17 protein-coding genes and 1 riboswitch are annotated in these 19,299 nt (G+C 72.8%); of the genes, 13 read left to right on the top strand and 4 right to left on the bottom strand.

Going from position 1 to position 19,299, the window contains the following annotated elements; translation table 11 throughout:
- The first annotated feature begins 14 nt into the window (after positions 1-14).
- Together ACIQKA_RS33710 and ACIQKA_RS33705 are read left to right on the top strand one after the other, a co-directional pair.
- Positions 15-821 carry a carbon-nitrogen hydrolase family protein gene (locus ACIQKA_RS33710; RefSeq protein WP_383158502.1) on the top strand — a complete coding sequence of 269 codons (807 nt, stop codon included), beginning with the start codon at positions 15-17 and terminating at the stop codon, positions 819-821.
- A gap of 56 nt (positions 822-877) precedes the next feature.
- Positions 878-2,569: a flavin monoamine oxidase family protein gene (locus tag ACIQKA_RS33705; protein ID WP_383158499.1), complete on the top strand. Its 1,692-nt coding sequence runs from the start codon at positions 878-880 to the stop codon at positions 2,567-2,569.
- 34 nt (positions 2,570-2,603) lie between these two features.
- Here the strand turns inward: ACIQKA_RS33705 and ACIQKA_RS33700 are convergent, their stop codons facing one another.
- The 3 genes from ACIQKA_RS33700 to ACIQKA_RS33690 all read right to left on the bottom strand — a co-directional run bounded on the left by ACIQKA_RS33700 (position 2,604) and on the right by ACIQKA_RS33690 (position 6,125).
- Positions 2,604-3,311 (bottom strand): DUF5995 family protein, encoded by a 708-nt coding sequence (locus tag ACIQKA_RS33700; protein ID WP_383158497.1) that lies wholly within the window; start codon positions 3,309-3,311, stop codon positions 2,604-2,606.
- A gap of 73 nt (positions 3,312-3,384) precedes the next feature.
- Positions 3,385-4,779 carry a uracil-xanthine permease family protein gene (locus tag ACIQKA_RS33695; RefSeq protein WP_383158494.1) on the bottom strand — a complete coding sequence of 465 codons (1,395 nt, stop codon included), beginning with the start codon at positions 4,777-4,779 and terminating at the stop codon, positions 3,385-3,387.
- Between the two features lie 122 nt (positions 4,780-4,901).
- Positions 4,902-6,125: an MFS transporter gene (locus ACIQKA_RS33690; RefSeq protein ID WP_383432822.1), complete on the bottom strand. Its 1,224-nt coding sequence runs from the start codon at positions 6,123-6,125 to the stop codon at positions 4,902-4,904.
- A 188-nt stretch (positions 6,126-6,313) separates the two neighbouring features.
- Between ACIQKA_RS33690 and ACIQKA_RS33685 the strand changes: the two genes are divergently transcribed.
- Positions 6,314-7,438: an ROK family transcriptional regulator gene (locus ACIQKA_RS33685; protein WP_402543253.1), complete on the top strand. Its 1,125-nt coding sequence runs from the start codon at positions 6,314-6,316 to the stop codon at positions 7,436-7,438.
- Positions 7,439-7,681: 243 nt separating this feature from the next.
- Here ACIQKA_RS33685 and ACIQKA_RS33680 read toward each other — a convergent pair whose 3' ends face one another.
- Positions 7,682-10,006, bottom strand: a complete 2,325-nt coding sequence (locus ACIQKA_RS33680) for a chitinase C-terminal domain-containing protein (protein ID WP_383158189.1) — start codon at positions 10,004-10,006, stop codon at positions 7,682-7,684.
- A gap of 243 nt (positions 10,007-10,249) precedes the next feature.
- A riboswitch (FMN riboswitch) is annotated at positions 10,250-10,379 on the top strand.
- Positions 10,380-10,546: 167 nt separating this feature from the next.
- On the opposite strand from ACIQKA_RS33680, the gene ribD reads away from it, so the two are divergent.
- From ribD to ACIQKA_RS33630, 10 genes are all read left to right on the top strand, one after another.
- Positions 10,547-11,626, top strand: a complete 1,080-nt coding sequence (gene ribD / locus ACIQKA_RS33675; protein WP_402543252.1) for a bifunctional diaminohydroxyphosphoribosylaminopyrimidine deaminase/5-amino-6-(5-phosphoribosylamino)uracil reductase RibD — start codon at positions 10,547-10,549, stop codon at positions 11,624-11,626.
- A 2-nt stretch (positions 11,627-11,628) separates the two neighbouring features.
- A complete protein-coding gene (locus tag ACIQKA_RS33670) occupies positions 11,629-12,237 on the top strand; it encodes a riboflavin synthase (protein WP_383432828.1) in 609 nt (202 codons plus the stop codon).
- Between the two features lie 44 nt (positions 12,238-12,281).
- Positions 12,282-12,872: a nicotinamide riboside transporter PnuC gene (locus ACIQKA_RS33665; protein ID WP_383158232.1), complete on the top strand. Its 591-nt coding sequence runs from the start codon at positions 12,282-12,284 to the stop codon at positions 12,870-12,872.
- Positions 12,869-14,146, top strand: coding sequence for a bifunctional 3,4-dihydroxy-2-butanone-4-phosphate synthase/GTP cyclohydrolase II (locus ACIQKA_RS33660; protein ID WP_383158197.1), 1,278 nt, complete (start codon positions 12,869-12,871; stop codon positions 14,144-14,146). Before ACIQKA_RS33665 ends, ACIQKA_RS33660 begins: the two co-directional genes overlap by 4 nt.
- Before the next feature lie 48 nt (positions 14,147-14,194).
- A complete protein-coding gene (ribH, locus tag ACIQKA_RS33655; protein ID WP_030691287.1) occupies positions 14,195-14,680 on the top strand; it encodes a 6,7-dimethyl-8-ribityllumazine synthase in 486 nt (161 codons plus the stop codon).
- A gap of 35 nt (positions 14,681-14,715) precedes the next feature.
- Positions 14,716-14,997, top strand: coding sequence for a phosphoribosyl-ATP diphosphatase (locus ACIQKA_RS33650; protein WP_365539858.1), 282 nt, complete (start codon positions 14,716-14,718; stop codon positions 14,995-14,997).
- 50 nt (positions 14,998-15,047) lie between these two features.
- Positions 15,048-15,896 (top strand): ATP phosphoribosyltransferase, encoded by an 849-nt coding sequence (gene hisG / locus ACIQKA_RS33645; protein WP_383158201.1) that lies wholly within the window; start codon positions 15,048-15,050, stop codon positions 15,894-15,896.
- A 50-nt stretch (positions 15,897-15,946) separates the two neighbouring features.
- Positions 15,947-16,399, top strand: a complete 453-nt coding sequence (locus ACIQKA_RS33640) for a PH domain-containing protein (protein ID WP_383158203.1) — start codon at positions 15,947-15,949, stop codon at positions 16,397-16,399.
- A gap of 312 nt (positions 16,400-16,711) precedes the next feature.
- Positions 16,712-18,091: a hemolysin family protein gene (locus ACIQKA_RS33635; protein WP_402543251.1), complete on the top strand. Its 1,380-nt coding sequence runs from the start codon at positions 16,712-16,714 to the stop codon at positions 18,089-18,091.
- Positions 18,088-19,188 (top strand): hemolysin family protein, encoded by a 1,101-nt coding sequence (locus ACIQKA_RS33630; protein ID WP_383158207.1) that lies wholly within the window; start codon positions 18,088-18,090, stop codon positions 19,186-19,188. The genes ACIQKA_RS33635 and ACIQKA_RS33630 overlap by 4 nt, the downstream gene beginning before the upstream one ends.
- The last annotated feature ends 111 nt before the right edge of the window (positions 19,189-19,299 follow it).

The following is a 19,299-nucleotide window of genomic DNA, read 5'->3' as shown; positions in this document are numbered from 1 at the left end:
CCCCGAGGATCGCCATGCCCGCGCTGCGCACCGCCCTGCTCCAGAGCTCCGGCGAGCTCGGTGACGTGGCCGCCAACCTCAAGATCCTCGACGAGGCCGCCGCCCGGGCCGCCGCCGCCGGAGCGGGCCTGCTGCTCGCCCCCGAGCTGTTCCTCACCGGCTACGCCATCGGCGCCGACATGGCCCGCCTGGCCGAACCGGCCGACGGCCCCTCCGCCCGCGCCGTCGCGGCCGTCGCCGTCCGCCACGGCCTGGCCGTCGGCTACGGCTACCCGGAGCGCAACACCGAGGAGCACGGCGTCCTGCACAACTCCGTGCGGCTCGTCGGCGCCGACGGCGTCCCGCTCGCGAACTACCGCAAGACCCACCTCTACGGCGCCTTCGAGAACCAGTGGTTCACCCCCGGCGACGACGGCGTCGTCCAGGCCGAGATCGGCGGCCTCACCGTCGGCCTGATGATCTGCTACGACGTCGAGTTCCCCGAGAACGTGCGGGCGCAGGCCCTGGCCGGCACGGACCTCCTCCTCGTGCCGACCGCGCTCATGCACCCGGCCGAGGTCGTCGCCGAGTCCGTCGTCCCCGTGCGCGCCTTCGAGAACCAGCTCTACATCGCGTACGCCAACCGGACCGGCCCCGAGGGCGACTTCGAGTTCGTCGGGCTCTCCGCGCTCGCCGCCCCCGACGGCACCGCCCGGGCCCGCGCCGGACGCGGCGAGGACCTCGTCGTCGGCGACGTCGACCCCGCCTTCCTGGCGGCCTCCCGCGAGCTGAACCCCTACCTCCGCGACCGGCGCCCGGAGCTCTACGGCCCCCTGGTCTGAGCCCCCCTCGTCCTCCCGCCCCACCCTTCTCTTCCCGTGCAAGGAGTCCGTACCCCATGACGTCCACGGTGCCCAACGCCGTCCAGCACACCGACGCGCAGCCGCCGATCACCATGTTCGGTCCGGACTTCCCGTACGCCTACGACGACTTCCTGGCCCACCCGGCCGGGCTCGGCCAGATACCGGCGACCGAGCACGGCACCGAGGTCGCGGTCATCGGCGGCGGCCTGTCCGGGATCATCGCCGCGTACGAGCTGATGAAGATGGGCCTCAAGCCCGTCGTCTACGAGGCCGACAAGATCGGCGGCCGGCTGCGGACCGTCGGCTTCGAGGGCTGCGACGACTCGCTGACCGCCGAGATGGGCGCCATGCGCTTCCCGCCCTCCTCGACCGCCCTCCAGCACTACATCGACCTGGTCGGCCTGGAGACCACGCCCTTCCCGAACCCGCTCTCCCCGGCCACCCCCTCGACCGTGGTCGACCTCAAGGGCGAGTCGCACTACGCGGAGACCATCGACGACCTGCCGCAGGTCTACCGCGACGTCGCCGCCGCCTGGGGCAAGTGCCTCGAAGAGGGCGCCGACTTCTCCGACATGAACACCGCCATGCGCGAGCGCGACGTCCCGCGCATCCGCGAGATCTGGGCGCAGCTCGTCGAGAAGCTCGACAACCAGACCTTCTACGGCTTCCTCTGCGAGTCCGAGGCCTTCAAGTCCTTCCGGCACCGCGAGATCTTCGGCCAGGTCGGCTTCGGCACCGGCGGCTGGGACACCGACTTCCCCAACTCCATCCTGGAGATCCTCCGCGTCGTCTACACCGAGGCGGACGACCACCACCGCGGCATCGTCGGCGGCTCGCAGCAGCTCCCGCTGCGCCTCTGGGAGCGCGAGCCGGCGAAGACCGTCCACTGGGCGCAGGGCACCTCGCTCAGCTCCCTGCACGGCGGCGACCCGAAGCCGGCCGTGACCCGGCTGAACCGGACCGCCGGCAACCGGATCACGGTCACCGACGCCTCCGGCGACATCCGCACCTACCGGGCGGCGGTCTTCACCGCGCAGTCCTGGATGCTGCTCTCCAAGATCGCCTGCGACGACTCGCTCTTCCCGATCGACCACTGGACGGCGATCGAGCGCACCCACTACATGGAGTCGTCCAAGCTCTTCGTGCCCGTGGACCGGCCGTTCTGGCTGGACAAGGACGAGGACACCGGGCGGGACGTCATGTCGATGACGCTCACCGACCGGATGACCCGCGGCACGTACCTCCTGGACGACGGCCCGGACAAACCGGCCACGATCTGCCTCTCGTACACCTGGTGCGACGACAGCCTCAAGTGGCTGCCGCTGTCCGCGAACGAGCGGATGGAGGTCATGCTGAAGTCGCTGGGCGAGATCTACCCGAAGGTCGACATCCGGAAGCACATCATCGGCAACCCGGTGACGGTCTCCTGGGAGAACGAGCCCTACTTCATGGGCGCCTTCAAGGCGAACCTGCCGGGCCACTACCGCTACCAGCGGCGCCTGTTCACCCACTTCATGCAGGACCGGCTGCCCGAGGACAAGCGCGGCATCTTCCTCGCCGGCGACGACATCTCCTGGACGGCCGGCTGGGCCGAGGGCGCGGTGCAGACGGCGCTCAACGCGGTCTGGGGCGTGATGCACCACCTCGGCGGCTCCACGGACGCCACCAACCCGGGTCCGGGCGACGTCTACGAGGACATCGCCCCGGTCGAGCTGCCGGAGGACTGACCTCCCGCCCCCGCCGGAGCCCGGCCGGGGCGGTTCACGGCCTGGTCAGGGGCGTGAGCAGCATCCGCCCCACCAGGCCCACCGACCGGTCCAGGCGCTCGGTGAACTCCCCGGCCAGCTCGGGGAGCCCGCGCAGCTGCCAGAGCGAGCGGGCCGCCAGCCAGGCCCCGTCCCGGGCCCGGTCCAGGGACCAGCAGCCGAGCAGATGGGTGAGCGGGTCCGCGAGCTCCAGGAGGTCCGGGCCCGGCATCAGCTCCTCCCGGATGCGCTCCTCCAGGAGGACGAGGACGTCCCCGACCCGGTCGAACTCGTCCTCCAGGTCGGCCGGCCCGCACTCCAGGTCCCGGCAGGCGTCCACGACGGCGAGGGCCAGGTCGTGGCCGATGTGCGCGTTGATCCCGGCGAGCGCGAACTGGAGCGGCCGCACCCCGGGGTGGCGCCGGTAGTGGAAGAGGGGCCGCCAGCAGGCGGGCGCGGGGCCCCCGCCGACGAGGGAGTCGACCGCCGCGAGGTACCGCTCGGCGAACCGCACGTCGAGCGTGGCGGCGGCCCGCCGGTCCTCGAAGGCGCCCGCCTCGATGGCGTGGCCGATCTCCTCCGTGACGGTCAGGTAGACCCGGTTGAAGACGGCGACCCCGTCCGCCGGGTGCCAGGCCGCGCGGAGCGCCCGCATCCGGTCCACCACGGGGTCGACCGCGACGAAGGGTCCGAGTTGCTGCCCGAGCTGCTGGGTCTGCGCCATGGGGGCAGGCTCCCAGCAGCCGGGCCCGCGGGGGAGCCTTCCGGGCCCGGCTTCCCCAGAACGGGCGAATCCGTCAGCTCTTCGCCCCGCCGTCGGCTCCGCTCTCGTACGAGCTGGTGCCGGAGTCGAGGAGCGGTTCCTGCTCCTTGAGGTGGGCCGGGGCGAAGGCCCGCAGCACGTGGTAGCCGGTGATGACGACGATCGTGCCGAGCGCGATGCCGCCCAGCTCGAAGGTGTCGGTGAAGGTCAGCTTCACGCCGCCGACGCCGATGATGATGCCGGCGGCGGCCGGGACCAGGTTGAGCGGGTTGCGCAGGTCGACCCCGGCGTTGATCCAGATCTGGGCGCCGAGCAGGCCGATCATGCCGTAGAGGATGACGGTGATGCCGCCGAGGACGCCGCCGGGGATGGCGGCGACGACCGCGCCGAACTTCGGGCAGAGGCCGAAGAGCAGCGCGAAGCCGGCCGCGGCCCAGTAGGCGGCGGTCGAGTAGACGCGGGTGGCGGCCATGACGCCGATGTTCTCGGAGTACGTGGTGTTCGGCGGGCCGCCCACGGCGGTCGACAGCATCGAGGCGGCGCCGTCGGCGGCGATCGCGGTGCCGAGCTTGCCGTCGAGGTCGTCCCCGGTCATCTCGCCGACGGCCTTCACGTGCCCGGCGTTCTCGGCGATCAGGGCGATGACCACGGGCAGCGCGACCAGGATCGCGGACCACTCGAAGCTGGGACCGTGGAAGGAGGGCAGGCCGATCCAGTCGGCCTGCGAGACGCCGGAGAGGTCGAGCCGCCAGTGGTCGGTGACCTGGCCGGACGGCGACATCGAGTGGATCCTGCCGAAGACCAGGTCGAGCACCCAGGACAGGGCGTAGCCGAAGACCAGGCCGAGGAAGATCGCGATCCGGGACCAGAAACCGCGCAGGCAGACCACGGCCAGACCGGTGAACAGCATCACCAGGAGCGCCGTCCACTGGTCCTGCGGCCAGTACGTGGCCGCCGTGACCGGGGCCAGGTTGAAGCCGATCAGCATGACGACGGCGCCGGTCACGATCGGGGGCATCGCCGCGTGGATGATCCGCGCGCCGAACCTCCGCACCGCGAGGCCCGCGAGGAAGAGCACGGCGCCGACGACCAGGACCGCGCCGGTCACGGTGGCGCTGGTGCCGCCGGAGGCCCGGATGGCGGCGGCGACGCCGACGAAGGAGAGCGAGCAGCCCAGGTAGGACGGGACCGCGCCCCGGGTCGCCAGGAGGAAGATCGCGGTCGCGACGCCGGACATCATGATCGCGAGGTTCGGGTCCAGTCCCATGAGGACCGGGGCGACGAAGGACGCGCCGAACATCGCGACCACGTGCTGCGCGCCGAGTCCGACGGTCCGGGGCCAGGAGAGCCGCTCGTCCGGGCGGACGACGGCCCCCGGAGCGGGTGTTCTCCCGTCCCCGTGCAGGGTCCAGCGCACGCCGAGGTTCATGAGGTCGCTCCCGTTCTCCGGTTCCGGCGGTCGCGTCGTGACCGCAAAAGATCAGCCACATGGTATGCGCGGCCACCGGCCGGGGACGCCCGGGAGGACGGCGTCCCGGCCGGTGTCCGCCGTTACGCGGCCGGGCCCCCGCTCTGGGCGGGGACGCCGTCGGCCGGGGTGGCCGCCGGGGTCTTCCGGTCGGCGCTCCGGAGCACCCCCGCGCCCACCACCAGGCCGAACGCGAGCAGCGTGACCAGGCCGAAGGAGAAGACGAGCGAGGTCGCGTCGGCGATGCCGCCGATCGCGGAGGGGGCGATCAGGCCCGAGGTGTACGTGATGGTGGCGACGCCCGCGATGGCCTGGCTGGGGTTCGGGCCGCTGCGTCCGGCCGCCGCGAAGGCGAGCGGGACGACGACCGCGACCCCGAGCCCGATGAGTCCGAATCCGGCCAGGGCGACGGCGGCGTGCGGGGCGAGGACCACCATGAGCCCGCCGAGGGTGGCGACGGCGCCCCCGACCCGTACGGTGCGGACCGCGCCGAAGCGGTCCACGACCCGGTCGCCGACCAGCCGCGCCACGGCCATCGTCAGGGCGAAGGCGGTCGTCGAGGCGGCCGCGAGCCCGGCCGAGGTGCCCAGCTCGTCCCGGAGGTAGACGGCCGACCAGTCGAGGCTGGCCCCCTCCGCGAACACCCCGCAGAAGCCGATGGCGCCGATGACCAGCGCCGACTTCGGCGGCAGCGAGAAGCGCGGCGGCGCCTCCTCCTCGGGGGCGCTGCGCACGTCGAGGACGCCCTGGCAGAAGACCAGGCCGAGCGCGGTCAGGACGAGGGCCGCGACCAGGTGGTGGATCCGGGCGTCGGCGCCGAGGTGGGCGGCGACGGTGCCGGCGGCGGAGCCGATCAGGGCGCCCACGCTCCACATGCCGTGCAGGCTCGACATGATGGACCGGCCGAGCAGGGTCTCGGTCTCGACGCCCAGCGCGTTCATCGCCACGTCGGACATGCCGGCGGTCGCGCCGTACACGAAGAGCGCGCCGCACAGCCCCCAGACGTTCGGGGCGAGCGAGGGCAGGATCAGGGAGAGCGTCCACAGGGTCAGCAGGCCGCGCAGCGCGGTGCGGGCGCCGAAGCGGTGGGAGACCGACCCGGCGAGCGGCATCGCGAGCGAGGCGCCGAGCGCGGGGAAGGCGAGCGCGAGCCCGAGCTGCCCGGCGCTGACGCCCGCGTGCTCCTGGATCCAGGGGATGCGGGTGGCGAAGCTGCCGGTCACCGCGCCGTGGACGCAGAAGACGGCGGCGACGGCGAAGCGCGCCCGCCGCAGGCGTTCGGTGCTGGTGACGGTCTCCGCCGCCATGGGCCCTCCCGGTGTCGTGGCGCGCCGCCGTGGTGGCGTGCCGCTGTCGTGGTGCGTCACCGTCCCGGCGCACCGCTGTCGTGGCGCACCGCTCCGGATGGTGCGCCCGGTAAACTATCAGGAACCCTGCCTGATAAATAGTCTCCGGGGAGGAGTCCCGCCCGGGGAACGTCTGAGAGGATCGCCGCATGGCCGCATCCCCGAGCACCGCACGGGCCATCAACGACCGGCTCGCCCTGCGACTGCTCCAGGACGAGGGCCCGTTGACGGCCGCTCAGCTCAAGACGCTCACCGGACTCTCCCGCCCCACCGTCGCCGACCTCGTCGAGCGGCTCCGGGGCTCCGGGCTCGTCCACGTCGTCGGCGAGGCCGGGGCCGAGCGCCGGGGCCCCAACGCCAAGCTGTACGGGATCGTCGCCGGCCGCGCCCACCTCGCCGCCCTCGACGTGCGCACCCGCTCCGTCTCCGTCGCCGTCGCCGACCTGCTCGGCACCACGCTGGCCGAGGCCTCCGCGCCCGTCGGGGACGACGGCGGCACCGGACCGGCCGTGGAGAAGGCCGTCGCCCTCCTGGAGCGCACGGTGAAGGAGGCCGGCGTCGACGTGCCGCACAGCGTCGCGGTCGGCGCCCCCGGGCTCATCGAGCCGGTCACCGGCGAACTGCGCGACTCCACGGGGCTGCCCGCCTGGCACCGGCGGCTCGTCGCCGTCCTCCAGGAACGGCTCCCCGCGCGCGTGCTCGTCGAGAACGAGACCAACCTCGCCGCCCTCGCGGAGCTGCGCGAGGGCGCGGCCCGCGACCGCGAGGACTTCGTCCTGCTCTGGCTCGGCCAGGGCGTGGGCGCCGCCGTCGTCCTCGACGGGCGGCTGCGCCGGGGCGCCTCGGGCGGAGCGGGGGAGATCGGCTTCCTGCCGGTGCCCGGCACCACCGGGCTCCCTTCGGCCACCGGCTGCGACGGCGGCTTCCACGAACTGGCCTGCACGGCGGCCGTGGAGGCGCTCGCCCGGGAGCACGGCCTGGACCCGGGGACCGCGCTCGCCTCCGGGCACGAGCCCTTCCTGGACGCCGTCGCCCGCCGGCTCGCCGTCGGCGCGGCGGCCGTGGTCTCGGTCCTCGACCCCGGCTGCGTGGTCCTGGGCGGCGAGACCGGCCACAGCGGCGGCGCGGCCCTGGCCGCCCGGGTGGAGGCGGAGCTCGCCGTCCTCTCGCCGCTGCGCACCGAGGTCCGGGCCACCGCCCTCGGCGACGCGGCCGTCCTGCGCGGCGCCCTCCTGACGGCCCGGGACGCGGCCCAGGAGGACCTGTTCCCGTAGGGGGCTCCGGCAGGGCGCGTACGGGTGTCGGCGGGCGCGCTCCCGCCGCCGCCGAGCCGCGGGGCCCGGGAGACGCCTCCGTGCCCCGGAGACGCCACCGCACCCCGGAAACGCCACCGCGCCGCGCCCCGGACAGGGAAGCGCGGCGCGGAGGGTGCCCGGCGGCGGCAAGGGCCGTGATGTCCGCCGCCGGGGGTCCTTCGACGGGGTCCCCCGGTGGGGACCCCCTTCAGGAGGTGGGGGTCAGCAGGCGCCGAGGTCCTTCCAGACGCCCCACTCGCCGGTCGTGCCCGGCTCCTGGTTCTGGGTCCACCACTGGGCCTTCCACTTGCGGCCCTTGTGGGCGACCTCGTTGCCCGCGTTGTAGACCGTGCCCGCCACGTACGCCGGGGCGGTGCAGCCGGTGGGCGGCTCCGTGGTCGGCGGGGTGGTCGGCGGCGTGGTGCCGGAGCCCGGCTCCACGACCGTCGTGCCGCGCGCCAGGTCACCGGCGAGGGCGTACGTCGTGCCGCTGATGTTCACCGTCCAGTTGGAGGGGGTGGACACCGGCAGGTAGTAGTTGAACGACAGGTCGACCGTCGCGCCCGGGGCCAGCGTCTGCCACGCCGGGAGCTTCAGCGAGACGCGGTGGAAGTCGCCCTTCAGACCGCCGACGTTGCCGCCGGTGTGGTCGCTGCTGATCACCTTGGTGCCGAAGCCCGACTGGTCGGAGGCGTTGGCCGGGGCCGCGGTGGAGTAGTCGAACTGGAACTCCGTGCCGCCGGGGAGGGTGGTCGCGGTGTTGTTGGTGATCTTCAGCTTGGGCGTGATCGGGTAGTTGGAGTCGCCCAGCTTGAACTCGGTGAAGTCCACCGCGATGTCGACCGCCTTGGCGGGCAGCGCCTTGTTGGACTTCTTCGCGCCGTACGGGGCGGCGGCCTTGAACTTGTCGTACATCAGCGAGGTGAGGGTGGAGCCCGCCTCGTACTGGCCCTTGGCCGCGTTCCAGGCGTAGTCGCCGGCCATCTCCCAGACCATGGTGCCGCCGATGCCGCGGTCGACCACGTACTCCGCCTTCTTGGCCACCGACTGCTCGTCCTCGGTGGAGAGGAAGACCTTCTTCTGCGCGTTCCACAGCCACGGCGCGACCAGGGTCGAGTCGTACTTGCGGGCGTAGGTGCCGGTCAGCTGGGTGTTGGCGGGGAAGCCGTACTGGGTGACGTAGTCGCCGACGATCCCCTTCTCCAGGTTCTTGGCGTGCCACATCGGGTTCGAGCCCGCGGGGGACTCGACGCCGTTGTCGTCCTTGTCGTGCCAGAGGTTGTCGATGCCGACGGCGCCGTCACCGCACTTGGTCAGGCCGGAGCCCGCCGGGCAGGAGGACGCGGCGGCCTTGCCCCAGAGTCCGTCCGTGCCGCCCTGCACGTTCTTGTGGCCGCGGGTGTAGTACGGCAGGCCGATGTTGATGCGGCCGGCCGGCATGGAGCCGCGGAAGTAGTGGTACGCCCAGTCGGTGTTCAGGTAGCCGATGCCGCCGTACTGCGCGCTGCCGTAGACGTTGGCGGAGGCCAGCTCGGCGTCCTTGCCGTCGTCGAAGAGGGAGGCGTTCGGGCCGACGTACTCGTTCCAGGCGCCGTGCAGGTCGTACGACATGATGTTGACGTAGTCCAGGTACTTCTGGACCTGGAAGGTCTCCATGCCGCGCAGCAGGTAGCCGGAGGAGGGGGCGGCGACGGTCAGCAGGTAGTGCTTGCCGTCGGTGGCGCCGGCCCGGTCCAGCTTCTCGCGCAGGGTCTTCATCAGGGCCGCGTAGCCCTTGTTGAGGCCGGCGCGGCGGGCGTTGGAGATCGGGAAGTCGGCCGGGTGGCCGGCGTCCTTCATCGACGTCGGGTACTCGTAGTCGATGTCGACGCCGTTGAAGCCGTACTTCTTGATGAACGCCACGGCGGAGTCGGCGAAGGTGTTGATGCCCGCCTGGTTCACGGAGCCGTCCGCGTTGGTGGCCATCGTGTAGAAGCCGCCGGAGCCGACCCGCTTGCCGCTGTCGTCGAAGTAGCCGCCGGTCTCGGCCCAGCCGCCCACGGAGATGAGCGTCTTGACGTCCGGGTGCTGCTTCTTGAACTTGTTGAGCTGGTTGAAGTGCCCCTTGTACGGGAGCGACGGGTCCATCTCGGCGCCGGCGACGCCGGGCCAGGTCATGCCGGTCGCCGCGTTGTTCGGGCCGTCGGTGCCCACGGACACCTTGTTGGCCGCGTCCACGTGCGCGAAGGCGTAGTTGATGTGGGTGATCTTGTCCCACGGGATGTCGTCGGCGAGGTAGGCGTCCTGGCCGTTCTTGCCGGTGCGCCAGCCGGTGAAGTAGCCGATGACCCGGCGCTGGTGGTCCGCGCCCATCTTCTCGCGGCCCTCGGCGTCGTAGACCGAGCAGTACGGAACGTCGACGCCGGGCGTCTTGTAGAGGCCGTCGGGGCGACAGGACTCGTTGTCGGCCGCGTACGAGACGCCGCCGGAGAGCGAGCTGAGCAGCAGTCCGGCGACGGCCGCGCCGGACGCGAGCAGCGAGGCTCTCTTCGTCGTGGGGGACAACACGATCGATTCCTCCTGGGGAGGTGATGGAACACAACGAACAAGGGGGTGGGTCGTGTTGGGTCCGTGGGGTGCGCACCCCGACGGACCGTTACCTCGGAGGTGACACGGAGATTAAGAGGACTAGACCAGTGCGTCAATAGGTCTGGACCAAAGAAGTCGCATGTGGGATCCTGTGAGCCAGCCCACAGGGCCGTGTCCGCACCGCCCCTCACGGGCCGTGGCACACTGGCCCTGTATCAGCAGCAGCGCACTCCGGGGTCGGTGTAATTCCGAACCGGCGGTATAGTCCGCGACCCGTCCGCAGCCAGCGGCCGGTTGACCAGGTGAGATTCCTGGACCGACGGTGAAAGTCCGGATGGGAGGCAGTGCGCGGCGGGTGACCCCCCTCCAGGGGTGTGCCGGCCGTACGTCCGCTGTCCGCCGTTTTCCGGCGGCCCCGCGGACCCTCGGCCCCGGCGCATCCTGCGCGAGGCGTCCTTCCCGCTCATCTGTCGTCACCGACAGCCCCGGAGTCCGTGCCCGAAGAGGCAGGAGGACCCGGTGGACCGGCAGGCCGACACCACAGCCATGCGGCGCGCCGTCGAGCTCGCCGCCCGCGCGCTCGGCGCCACCAGCCCCAACCCCGTCGTCGGCTGCGTCGTCACCGACGCCTCCGGACACCGGGTCGGAGAGGGCCACCACCGGCGCGCCGGCGGCCCGCACGCCGAGGTCCACGCCCTGCGCGAGGCCGGCGTCCTCGCCCGCGGCGGCACCGCCTACGTCACCCTCGAACCCTGCGACCACACCGGCCGCACCGGGCCCTGTTCCCAGGCCCTGATCGAGGCCGGGATCAGCCGCGTCGTCTACGCGGTCGGCGACCCGAACCCGCAGGCCACCGGTGGCGCCGACACCCTGCGCGCCGCCGGCGTCGAGGTCGAGCGGGGACTCCTGGAGGACGAGGCCGAGGCCGGCAACATCGCCTGGCTCACCTCCGTGCGCCGCGGCCGCCCCTTCGTCCGCTGGAAGTACGCCGCCACCCTCGACGGCCGGATCGCCGCCGCCGACGGCACCTCCCGCTGGATCACCTCGCCCGAGGCCCGCGCCGACGTCCACCGGCTGCGCGCCGAGGCCGACGCCGTCCTGGCCGGCGGCGGCACCCTGCGCGCCGACGACCCGCACCTCGCCGTCCGGGGGATCGAGGGCGCGGTCCAGCCGCTGCGGGTCGTCCTCGACGCCCGCGCGGAGATCCTGCCGACCGCCCGCGTCCTCGACGACGCCGCGCCCACCCTGGTCGTCGTCGGGAAGGACGCCGACACCCGGCACCTGCCCGACGCCGAACTCCTCCGGCTGCCCCTGCGCGACGGCCGGATCGGCGTCCACGACCTGCTCGACGCGCTCCACGCCCGGGGCGTCCGCTCCGTCCTCCTCGAAGGCGGCCCCACCCTCGCGGGCTCCTTCGTCGCCGCGGGCGCCGTCGACCAGGTCGTCGGCTACCTCGCCCCCGTCCTCCTCGGCGACGGCCCGCAGGCCCTCGCGGGGGCGGGAATCCGCACCATCACCGAAGCGTTGCGGCTCGACGTCACCGAGACCGTCCGCGTCGGACCCGACCTCCGCATCACCGCCACCCTCAAGGGAGCCTGACCGTGTTCACCGGAATCGTCGAAGAGCTGGGCGAGGTCGTCGCCGTCGAGCGGCTGGAGGACGCCTCCCGCTTCCGACTGCGCGGCCCCCTGGTCACGGAAGGCGCCCGGCACGGCGACTCCATCGCCGTCAACGGTGTCTGTCTCACGGTCGTCGAGCACGGCGACGGCGAGTTCACCGCCGACGTCATGGCCGAGACCCTCAAGCGGTCGAGCCTCGGCGCCCTCGGCGTCGGCTCCCGCGTCAACCTGGAACGGCCCATGGCCGTCGGCGGCCGCCTCGGCGGCCACATCGTCCAGGGCCACGTCGACGGCACCGGCACCGTCCTCGACCGCACCCCGTCCGAGCACTGGGAACTGGTCAGGATCGGCCTCCCCGCCCACCTCGCCCGCTACGTCGTCGAGAAGGGCTCGATCACGGTCGACGGCGTCAGCCTCACCGTCGTCGAGGTCGGCGACGAATGGTTCACCGTCAGCCTCATCCCCACCACCCTCGACCTGACCACGCTCGGCATCAAGAAGAGCGGCGACCCGGTCAACCTGGAAGTGGACGTCATCGCCAAGTACGTCGAGCGGCTGCTCGGCCCGAACGCCGGGGAGAACGTCAAGTGAACTGGCTCAACTCCGAGGCGTTCACCGTCCTCGACCAGCACATCATGTGGTCCGACATGATCGGCAACACGATCGGACTCGTCGCCCTCGCCCTCGGCTGGCGCCGCTCCATCCTCACCTGGCCCGCCCAGCTCCTCTCCGGCCTGATCCTCGTCGGCGCCTACGCCTCCGCGAACCTCTCCGGCGGCGTCGGCAAGCAGCTCCTCGTCATCGGCGTCGCCGCCTGGGGCTGGTGGCAGTGGAACCGGGGCAGGCGGCAGGCGCAGGACGGCTCCATCGCCGTCCGCTTCGCCACCTGGAGGGAGCGCGGCCTGCTCCTCGCCGGAGCGGTCCTCGGCACCGCCGCCGTCGGCGGCCTCTTCACCCTCTACCCGTCGCTCTCCTGGAGCCCGTGGGCCGACGCGTACATCTTCGTCGGCACCCTCGTCGCGATGGTCGCCCAGGCCCGCGGCCTGGTCGAGTTCTGGTTCGCCTGGCTCCTCGTCGACCTCGTCGGCGTCCCGCTCGCCTTCGGCAGCGGCCTCGCCTTCTCCGGCCTGGTCTACGTCGTCTACTTCGCCCTCGTGATCTGGGGCATGCGCGACTGGTGGCTCCGCACCCGCACCGCCCCCGCTCTGGAAGGAGCCCACGCATGAGTTCCCTCCCCTCCTGGGACGCCGCCGACCTCGCCCTCGACCCCGTCGAGCAGGCCGTCCGCGACATCGCCGCCGGCCGCCCCGTCGTCGTCGTCGACGACGAGGACCGCGAGAACGAGGGCGACCTCGTCATCGCCGCCGAGAAGGCCACCCCCGAGATCGTCGCCTTCATGATGAGCGAGTGCCGCGGCCTGATCTGCGCCCCCATGGAGGACGAGGAGCTGGAGCGCCTCGAACTCCCGCAGATGGTCGAGCACAACACCGAGTCGATGCGCACGGCCTTCACCGTCTCCGTCGACGCGTCGCCCGCCCACGGCGTCACCACCGGCATCTCCGCCGCCGACCGCGCCACCACCCTGCGGATGCTGGCGGGCGGACGCCACGAGCCCTCCGACTTCGTCCGCCCCGGCCACGTCTTCCCGCTGCGCGCCAAGGCCGGCGGCGTCCTCGTCCGCAACGGGCACACCGAGGCCGCCGTCGACCTCGCCCGCCTCGCGGGCCTGCGCCCGGCCGGCGCCATCGTCGAGATCGCCGGCGAGGACGGCGTCATGCTGCGCCTGCCCGAGCTCGTCCCCTTCGCCCGCAAGCACGGCCTCACGATCATCTCCATCGAGGACCTGATCGCCTACCGCCGCTCCGCCGAACCGACCGTCCGCCGCGAGGCCGAGGTCAGCCTCCCCACCGCGCACGGCGACTTCACCGCGTACGGCTACCGCTCCACCGTCGACGGCGTCGAGCACGTCGCCCTCGTCCACGGCGAGGTCGGCGACGGCGACGACGTCCTCGTCCGGGTCCACTCCGAGTGCCTGACCGGCGACGTCTTCCACTCGCTGCGCTGCGACTGCGGCCCCCAGCTCCAGGCCTCCATGGACCGGATCACCGAGGCAGGCCGGGGCGTCGTCGTCTACCTGCGCGGCCACGAGGGCCGCGGCATCGGCCTGCTGTCCAAGCTGCGCGCGTACGAGCTCCAGGAGCGCGGCCGCGACACCCTCGACGCCAACCTGGAGCTCGGACTGCCCGCCGACGCCCGCGACTACGCGGCCGGCGCGCAGATCCTCGTCGACCTCGGCGTCCGCAGCCTGCGCCTGATGACCAACAACCCCGACAAGGTCGACGCCCTCACCCGGTACGGCCTCGTCGTCCGGGGCCGCGAGCCCATGCCGGTCCAGGCCGGCGAGCACAACCTCGGCTACCTGCGCACCAAGCGGGACCGGATGGGCCACGACCTCCCCTGGCTGGACGGCTCCCCGGCCTCCACCTGCGGCAACCAGTAACCACGTACGCATCCACCGGCACCACCGGCACCCCCGGCAAGGAGAAACATGAGCGGCAAGGGCGCACCCGTCCTCAGCGTGAAGAACTGCGGCGACCTCCGGGTCGCGGTCATCGCTGCCCAGTGGCACGAGAAGATCATGGACGGCCTCGTCGACGGCGCCCTGCGCGCCCTGAGCGAACTCGGCATCGACGAGCCCACCCTGCTGCGCGTCCCCGGCAGCTTCGAGCTCCCGGTCGTGGCGAAGGTCCTCGCCGGACGCGGCTACGATGCCATCGTGGCGCTCGGCGTCGTCATCCGCGGCGGAACGCCGCACTTCGAGTACGTGTGCCAGGGCGTCACCCACGGCCTCACCCAGGTCTCGATCGACACCGGCGTACCCGTCGGATTCGGCGTCCTCACCGTCGACGACGAGGAGCAGGCGCTCGACCGGGCCGGCCTGGAGGGCTCCTCCGAGGACAAGGGCCACGAGGCCGTCACCGCCGCCGTCGCCACCGCCACCACACTGCGCACGGTCAGCGAACCCTGGCGCTGAGTGGCACACGCGCACCCCGTACTCTTAGGACCATCATGGCGAACAGAACCCGTAAAAGCTTCGAAGAGCTCTTCGCGGAGCTGAAGCTCAAGGCCGAGAACGGCGACCCGGCCACCTCCCGCACCGCGGAACTGGTGGACAAGGGAGTCCATGCCATCGGCAAGAAGGTCGTCGAGGAGGCCGCCGAGGTCTGGATGGCCGCCGAGTACGAGGGCAAGGAAGCCGCCGCCGAGGAGATCTCGCAGCTCCTGTACCACGTCCAGGTGATGATGGTCGCCCGCGGGATCTCGCTCGACGACGTCTACGCCCACCTCTGAACCAGCCCGTTCCCCCGTCACACGACTCCCCAGGCAAAGGAAGCCGCCCCATGCTGCGCATCGCCGTCCCCAACAAGGGTTCCCTCTCCGGACCTGCGTCGGCCATGCTCCATGAGGCCGGCTACCGCCAGCGCAAGGAGTCCAAGGAACTGGTGGTCATCGACCCCGACAACGAGGTCGAGTTCTTCTACCTGCGCCCGAAGGACATCGCGATCTACGTCGCCTCCGGGAAGCTGGACATCGGCATCACCGGCCGCGACCTGCTCCTCGACTCCGGCGCGAGCGCCGAGGAGATCCTCGCGCTGAACTTCGGCCGCTCCACCTTCCGGTACGCCACCCGGCCGGGCACCGCGAAGGGCCCCGAGGACTTCGGCGGCATGACGATCGCCACCTCCTACGAGGGCATCGTCGCCAAGCACCTGGCGGACCAGGGCATCGACGCCTCCGTCGTGCACCTGGACGGCGCGGTCGAGACCGCGATCCAGCTCGGCGTCGCCCAGGTCATCGCGGACGTCGTGGAGACCGGCACCAGCCTGCGCAACGCCGGCCTGGAGGTCATCGGCGAGCCGATCCTCACCTCCGAGGCCGTCGTCGTCCGCCGCCAGGGCGCCACGGACGACCACCCGCAGGTCCAGCAGTTCCTCCGCCGCCTCCAGGGCGTCCTCGTCGCCCGCTCGTACGTGATGATGGACTACGACTGCCGCGCCGAGCACCTGGAGCAGGCCGTCGCCCTCACCCCCGGCCTGGAGTCGCCCACCATCTCCCCGCTGCACAACGAGGGCTGGGTCGCCGTCCGCGCGATGGTCCCCGCCAAGGAGGCGCAGCGGATCATGGACGACCTGTACGAGCTGGGCGCCCGCGCCATCCTCACCACCGCGATCCACGCCTGCCGCCTCTGACGGCCGGACGCCGCCCGTCCCACCAGCACCACCAGGCACCGAGGAACCCCATGTCCGAGCCCACGACGCCCGCCCTCCCGGTCACCTTCCGCCCCGGCCGCACCCGGGCCGTCCTGCTGACGGTGGGGATCGCGATGTTCGCCACCGTCACCCTGGTGGCGATGCTCCTGGAGCGGCTCGGACCGGGGGAGCGCGCCAGCTTCGTCCTCACGGCCGCGCTCTTCCTCGGGGTCCTGGTCCTGCTGAGCCGCCCCAAGGTCGTCGCCGACGACGAGGGCGTCACGGTCGTCAACATCACCCGCTCCCGGCGCCTCGCCTGGGCGGAGATCCTCCGCGTCAACCTCCGCTCCGGCGACCCGTGGGTCTTCCTGGACCTGAGCGACGGCACCAGCCTGCCCGTGCTCGGCATCCAGCCCGGCATCGCCAGGGAGGCGGCCGTCCGCGACGCCCGCGCCCTGCGTGACCTGGCCGAGAGCCGCGGGACGGGCGCGGAGGGCGCCTGAACCCCGAGCCGGCGCTGGGGCCCCACCGGGGCGGCCCCCGGGGGCCCCACCGGGGCGGCCCCCGGGGTCTCCACCGAGTGGAACGTCCGGGAAGACCCCGGTCCGTCCCCCATCCGGAGCCGACCCCCTGCCCCTCGGGGCGTTCGCGTGGCTAATCTGGAGGCGGTGGTGCCGAGCGCACCGCCGCCTCGCGTGTGCAGGGCCGCCGCAGCGGCCCGCGAGGCCCTTCCTTCGACCCGAGGAGTGACTCCCTCCAGCAATGGACGGATCGTCCGGTAGTACCCGCGCCGCCCCCTCCCAGGAGGCGGCGGCATGATCATCTCCCTTCTGCTGCTCGTCGCGGCCTTCCTCCTGATCCTCGCCAACGGCTTCTTCGTGGCCGCCGAGTTCGGTCTCGTGACCGTCGAGCGCGCCGAGGCCGAGCGGGCCGCGGCCGCCGGCGACCGGCGCGCCCGCACCGTCGTCACCGCGCTGCGCGAGCTGTCCTTCCAGCTCTCCGGCACCCAGCTCGGCATCACCCTCACCTCGCTCGTCGTCGGCATGCTCGCCGAGCCCGCGCTCGCCGGGCTGCTGCACGGGCCGCTCACCGCGACCGGACTGCCCGAAGGGGCCGTCTCCGGGGTGTCCGTGGTCATCGGGATGCTGCTCGCCTCCGCCGTCCAGATGGTGGTCGGCGAGCTGGTGCCCAAGAACTGGGCGGTCTCCCGGCCGCTCCAGGTGGCCCGCTTCGTCGCCACCCCGCAGCGCCGCTTCTCCGCCCTCTTCCGGCCGGTGATCTCCCTGCTCAACCGGGTCGCCAACCGGCTGGTCCGGCTCCTGGGCGTCGAGCCCACCGAGGAGCTGGACTCCGTCCGCACCCCCGGTGAGCTGGTCTCCCTGGCCCGGCACTCGGCCCTGGCCGGCGCCCTCGAACAGGACACCGCCGACCTCTTCGTACGGACCCTGTCCCTCGGCGGCCTCACCGCCGAGCAGGTCATGACCCCGCGCGTGAAGGTCAGCGCCCTCCAGTGGGACGCCACCGCGGCCGACGTCCTCAACCTCACCCGGGCCACCGGCCTCTCGCGCTTCCCGGTCTACCGCGACCGGATCGACGAGATCGTCGGCATGGTCCACCTCAAGGACGCGCTCGCCGTCGCCCCGCACGCCCGGCTGCGCACCCCCGTCGGCCGGATCGCGGTCCCGCCGCTCCTCGTCCCCGAGTCGCTGCCCGCCCAGACGCTCCTGGAGCGGCTGCGCCGGGAACAGCCGATCGCGGTGGTCGTCGACGAGTACGGCGGCACCGCCGGCGTCGTCACCCTGGAGGACATCGTCGAGGAGCTCGTCGGCGAGGTCCGCGACGAGCACGACACCGCGGCCGACGGACGGCCCGAACTGATCGCCGTCCCCGCCGAGGACGGGCGTCCCGCCTGGGACGCCGACGGCTCCTGCCGGGTCCACAGCCTGCGCCGGACGGGCCTCGACGCGCCCGACGGGCCGTACGAGACCGTCGCCGGGCTCGTCGCCGACCTCCTCGGGCGCATCCCCGTCGCCGGGGACCGGGTCGAGCTGCCCGGCTGGCACCTCACGGTCCGCCGGGTCGACCGCTACCGGGCCGAGTCCGTCCGGATCGTCCGGGCGGACCCCGCACCGGACCCCGTACCGGACCCGGTGCCGGCGGTCGTCGGCCGGCTGGTCGCGGAGGGCGCCCGATGAACACCCTGCAACTCCTCTTCGCCCTCCTCCTGGTCCTCGCCAACGGCTTCTTCGTCGGGGCCGAGTTCGCGCTCGTCTCCGTCCGGCGCAGCCAGATCGAGCCGCTCGGCGGCGCCCGGGCCAAGCAGGTCCTGTACGGCCTGGAGAACCTGCCGCGGATGATGGCGGCCGCGCAGTTCGGCATCACCGTCTGCTCGCTGACGCTCGGCGCCGTCGCCGAGCCGACCGTCGCCCGGCTCCTGGAGCCCGTCTTCCACGCGGTCGGGGTCCCCGAGGGCCTGATCCATCCGCTCGGCTACGTCATCGCCCTCGCCGCCGTGGTCTTCCTCCACCTCGTCATCGGCGAGATGGTCCCGAAGAACCTGGCGATGGCCGCGCCCGAACGGACCGCGCTGTGGCTGGCCCCGGCCCTCGTCGGCTTCGCCCGGCTCTGCCGCCCCGTGACGACCGCCCTCGGCGCCTGCGCCGGACTGGTCCTGCGGGCGTTCAAGGTCGAGCCGAAGGACGAGGTGGAGGCCGTCTTCACCAGCGCCCAGCTCGGCCGGCTCGTCGAGGACGCCGGACAGGCCGGCCTGCTCGACCCGGCCGAGCAGGAGCGCCTGGAGGACGCGCTCGAACTGGGCTCCCGCCCGGTGACGGACGTCCTCATCACCTCCGCCTCCCTGGTCACGGTCCCGCCGTCGGTCACCCCGCGCGAGATCGAGGAGCTGACCGTGCGGACCGGGTACTCGCGCTTCCCGGTCCGCGCCGAGGCGGGCGCCGCCTTCATGGGCTTCGTGCACGTGAAGGACGTCCTCGACCTGGAGGAGCGGGAGCGGGCGGTGCCGCAGCGGCTGTGGCGGCCGATGGCGACGCTCCGGGCGGAGCTGCCGCTCGACGACGCCCTCACCGTGATGCGCCGCGCCGCGACCCACCTGGCGCAGGTCGCGGACGGCTCGGGCCGGGTCCTCGGCCTCGTCGCCCTGGAGGACGTCCTGGAGATGCTGGTGGGCGAGGTCCGCGACCCCGCGCACCGGGTGCGCCCCCGGGCCGCCACGGTCGCCGCCTCGGTCACGATCCCGGTCACGGCCCCGTCCCGGGCCCCCGCGCGGAGCTAGGGGGTGTGTCGAAAGCAGCGCCGTCTGCCCGGAGGGCAGGCCCGGCGGTGTCCGGTGCGTGCGATCGCAAGGCGGAGGGTCGCCCCGACACTGGTGGTACCGGGCGATCCC

It is taken from the genome of Streptomyces sp. NPDC092045, assembly GCF_044756005.1.
In the GTDB taxonomy this organism is placed as follows: Bacteria; Actinomycetota; Actinomycetes; order Streptomycetales; family Streptomycetaceae; genus Streptomyces.
The sequence above is the reverse complement of the archived record's forward strand: the minus strand, read 5'-3'. Positions and strand labels throughout refer to the sequence as shown.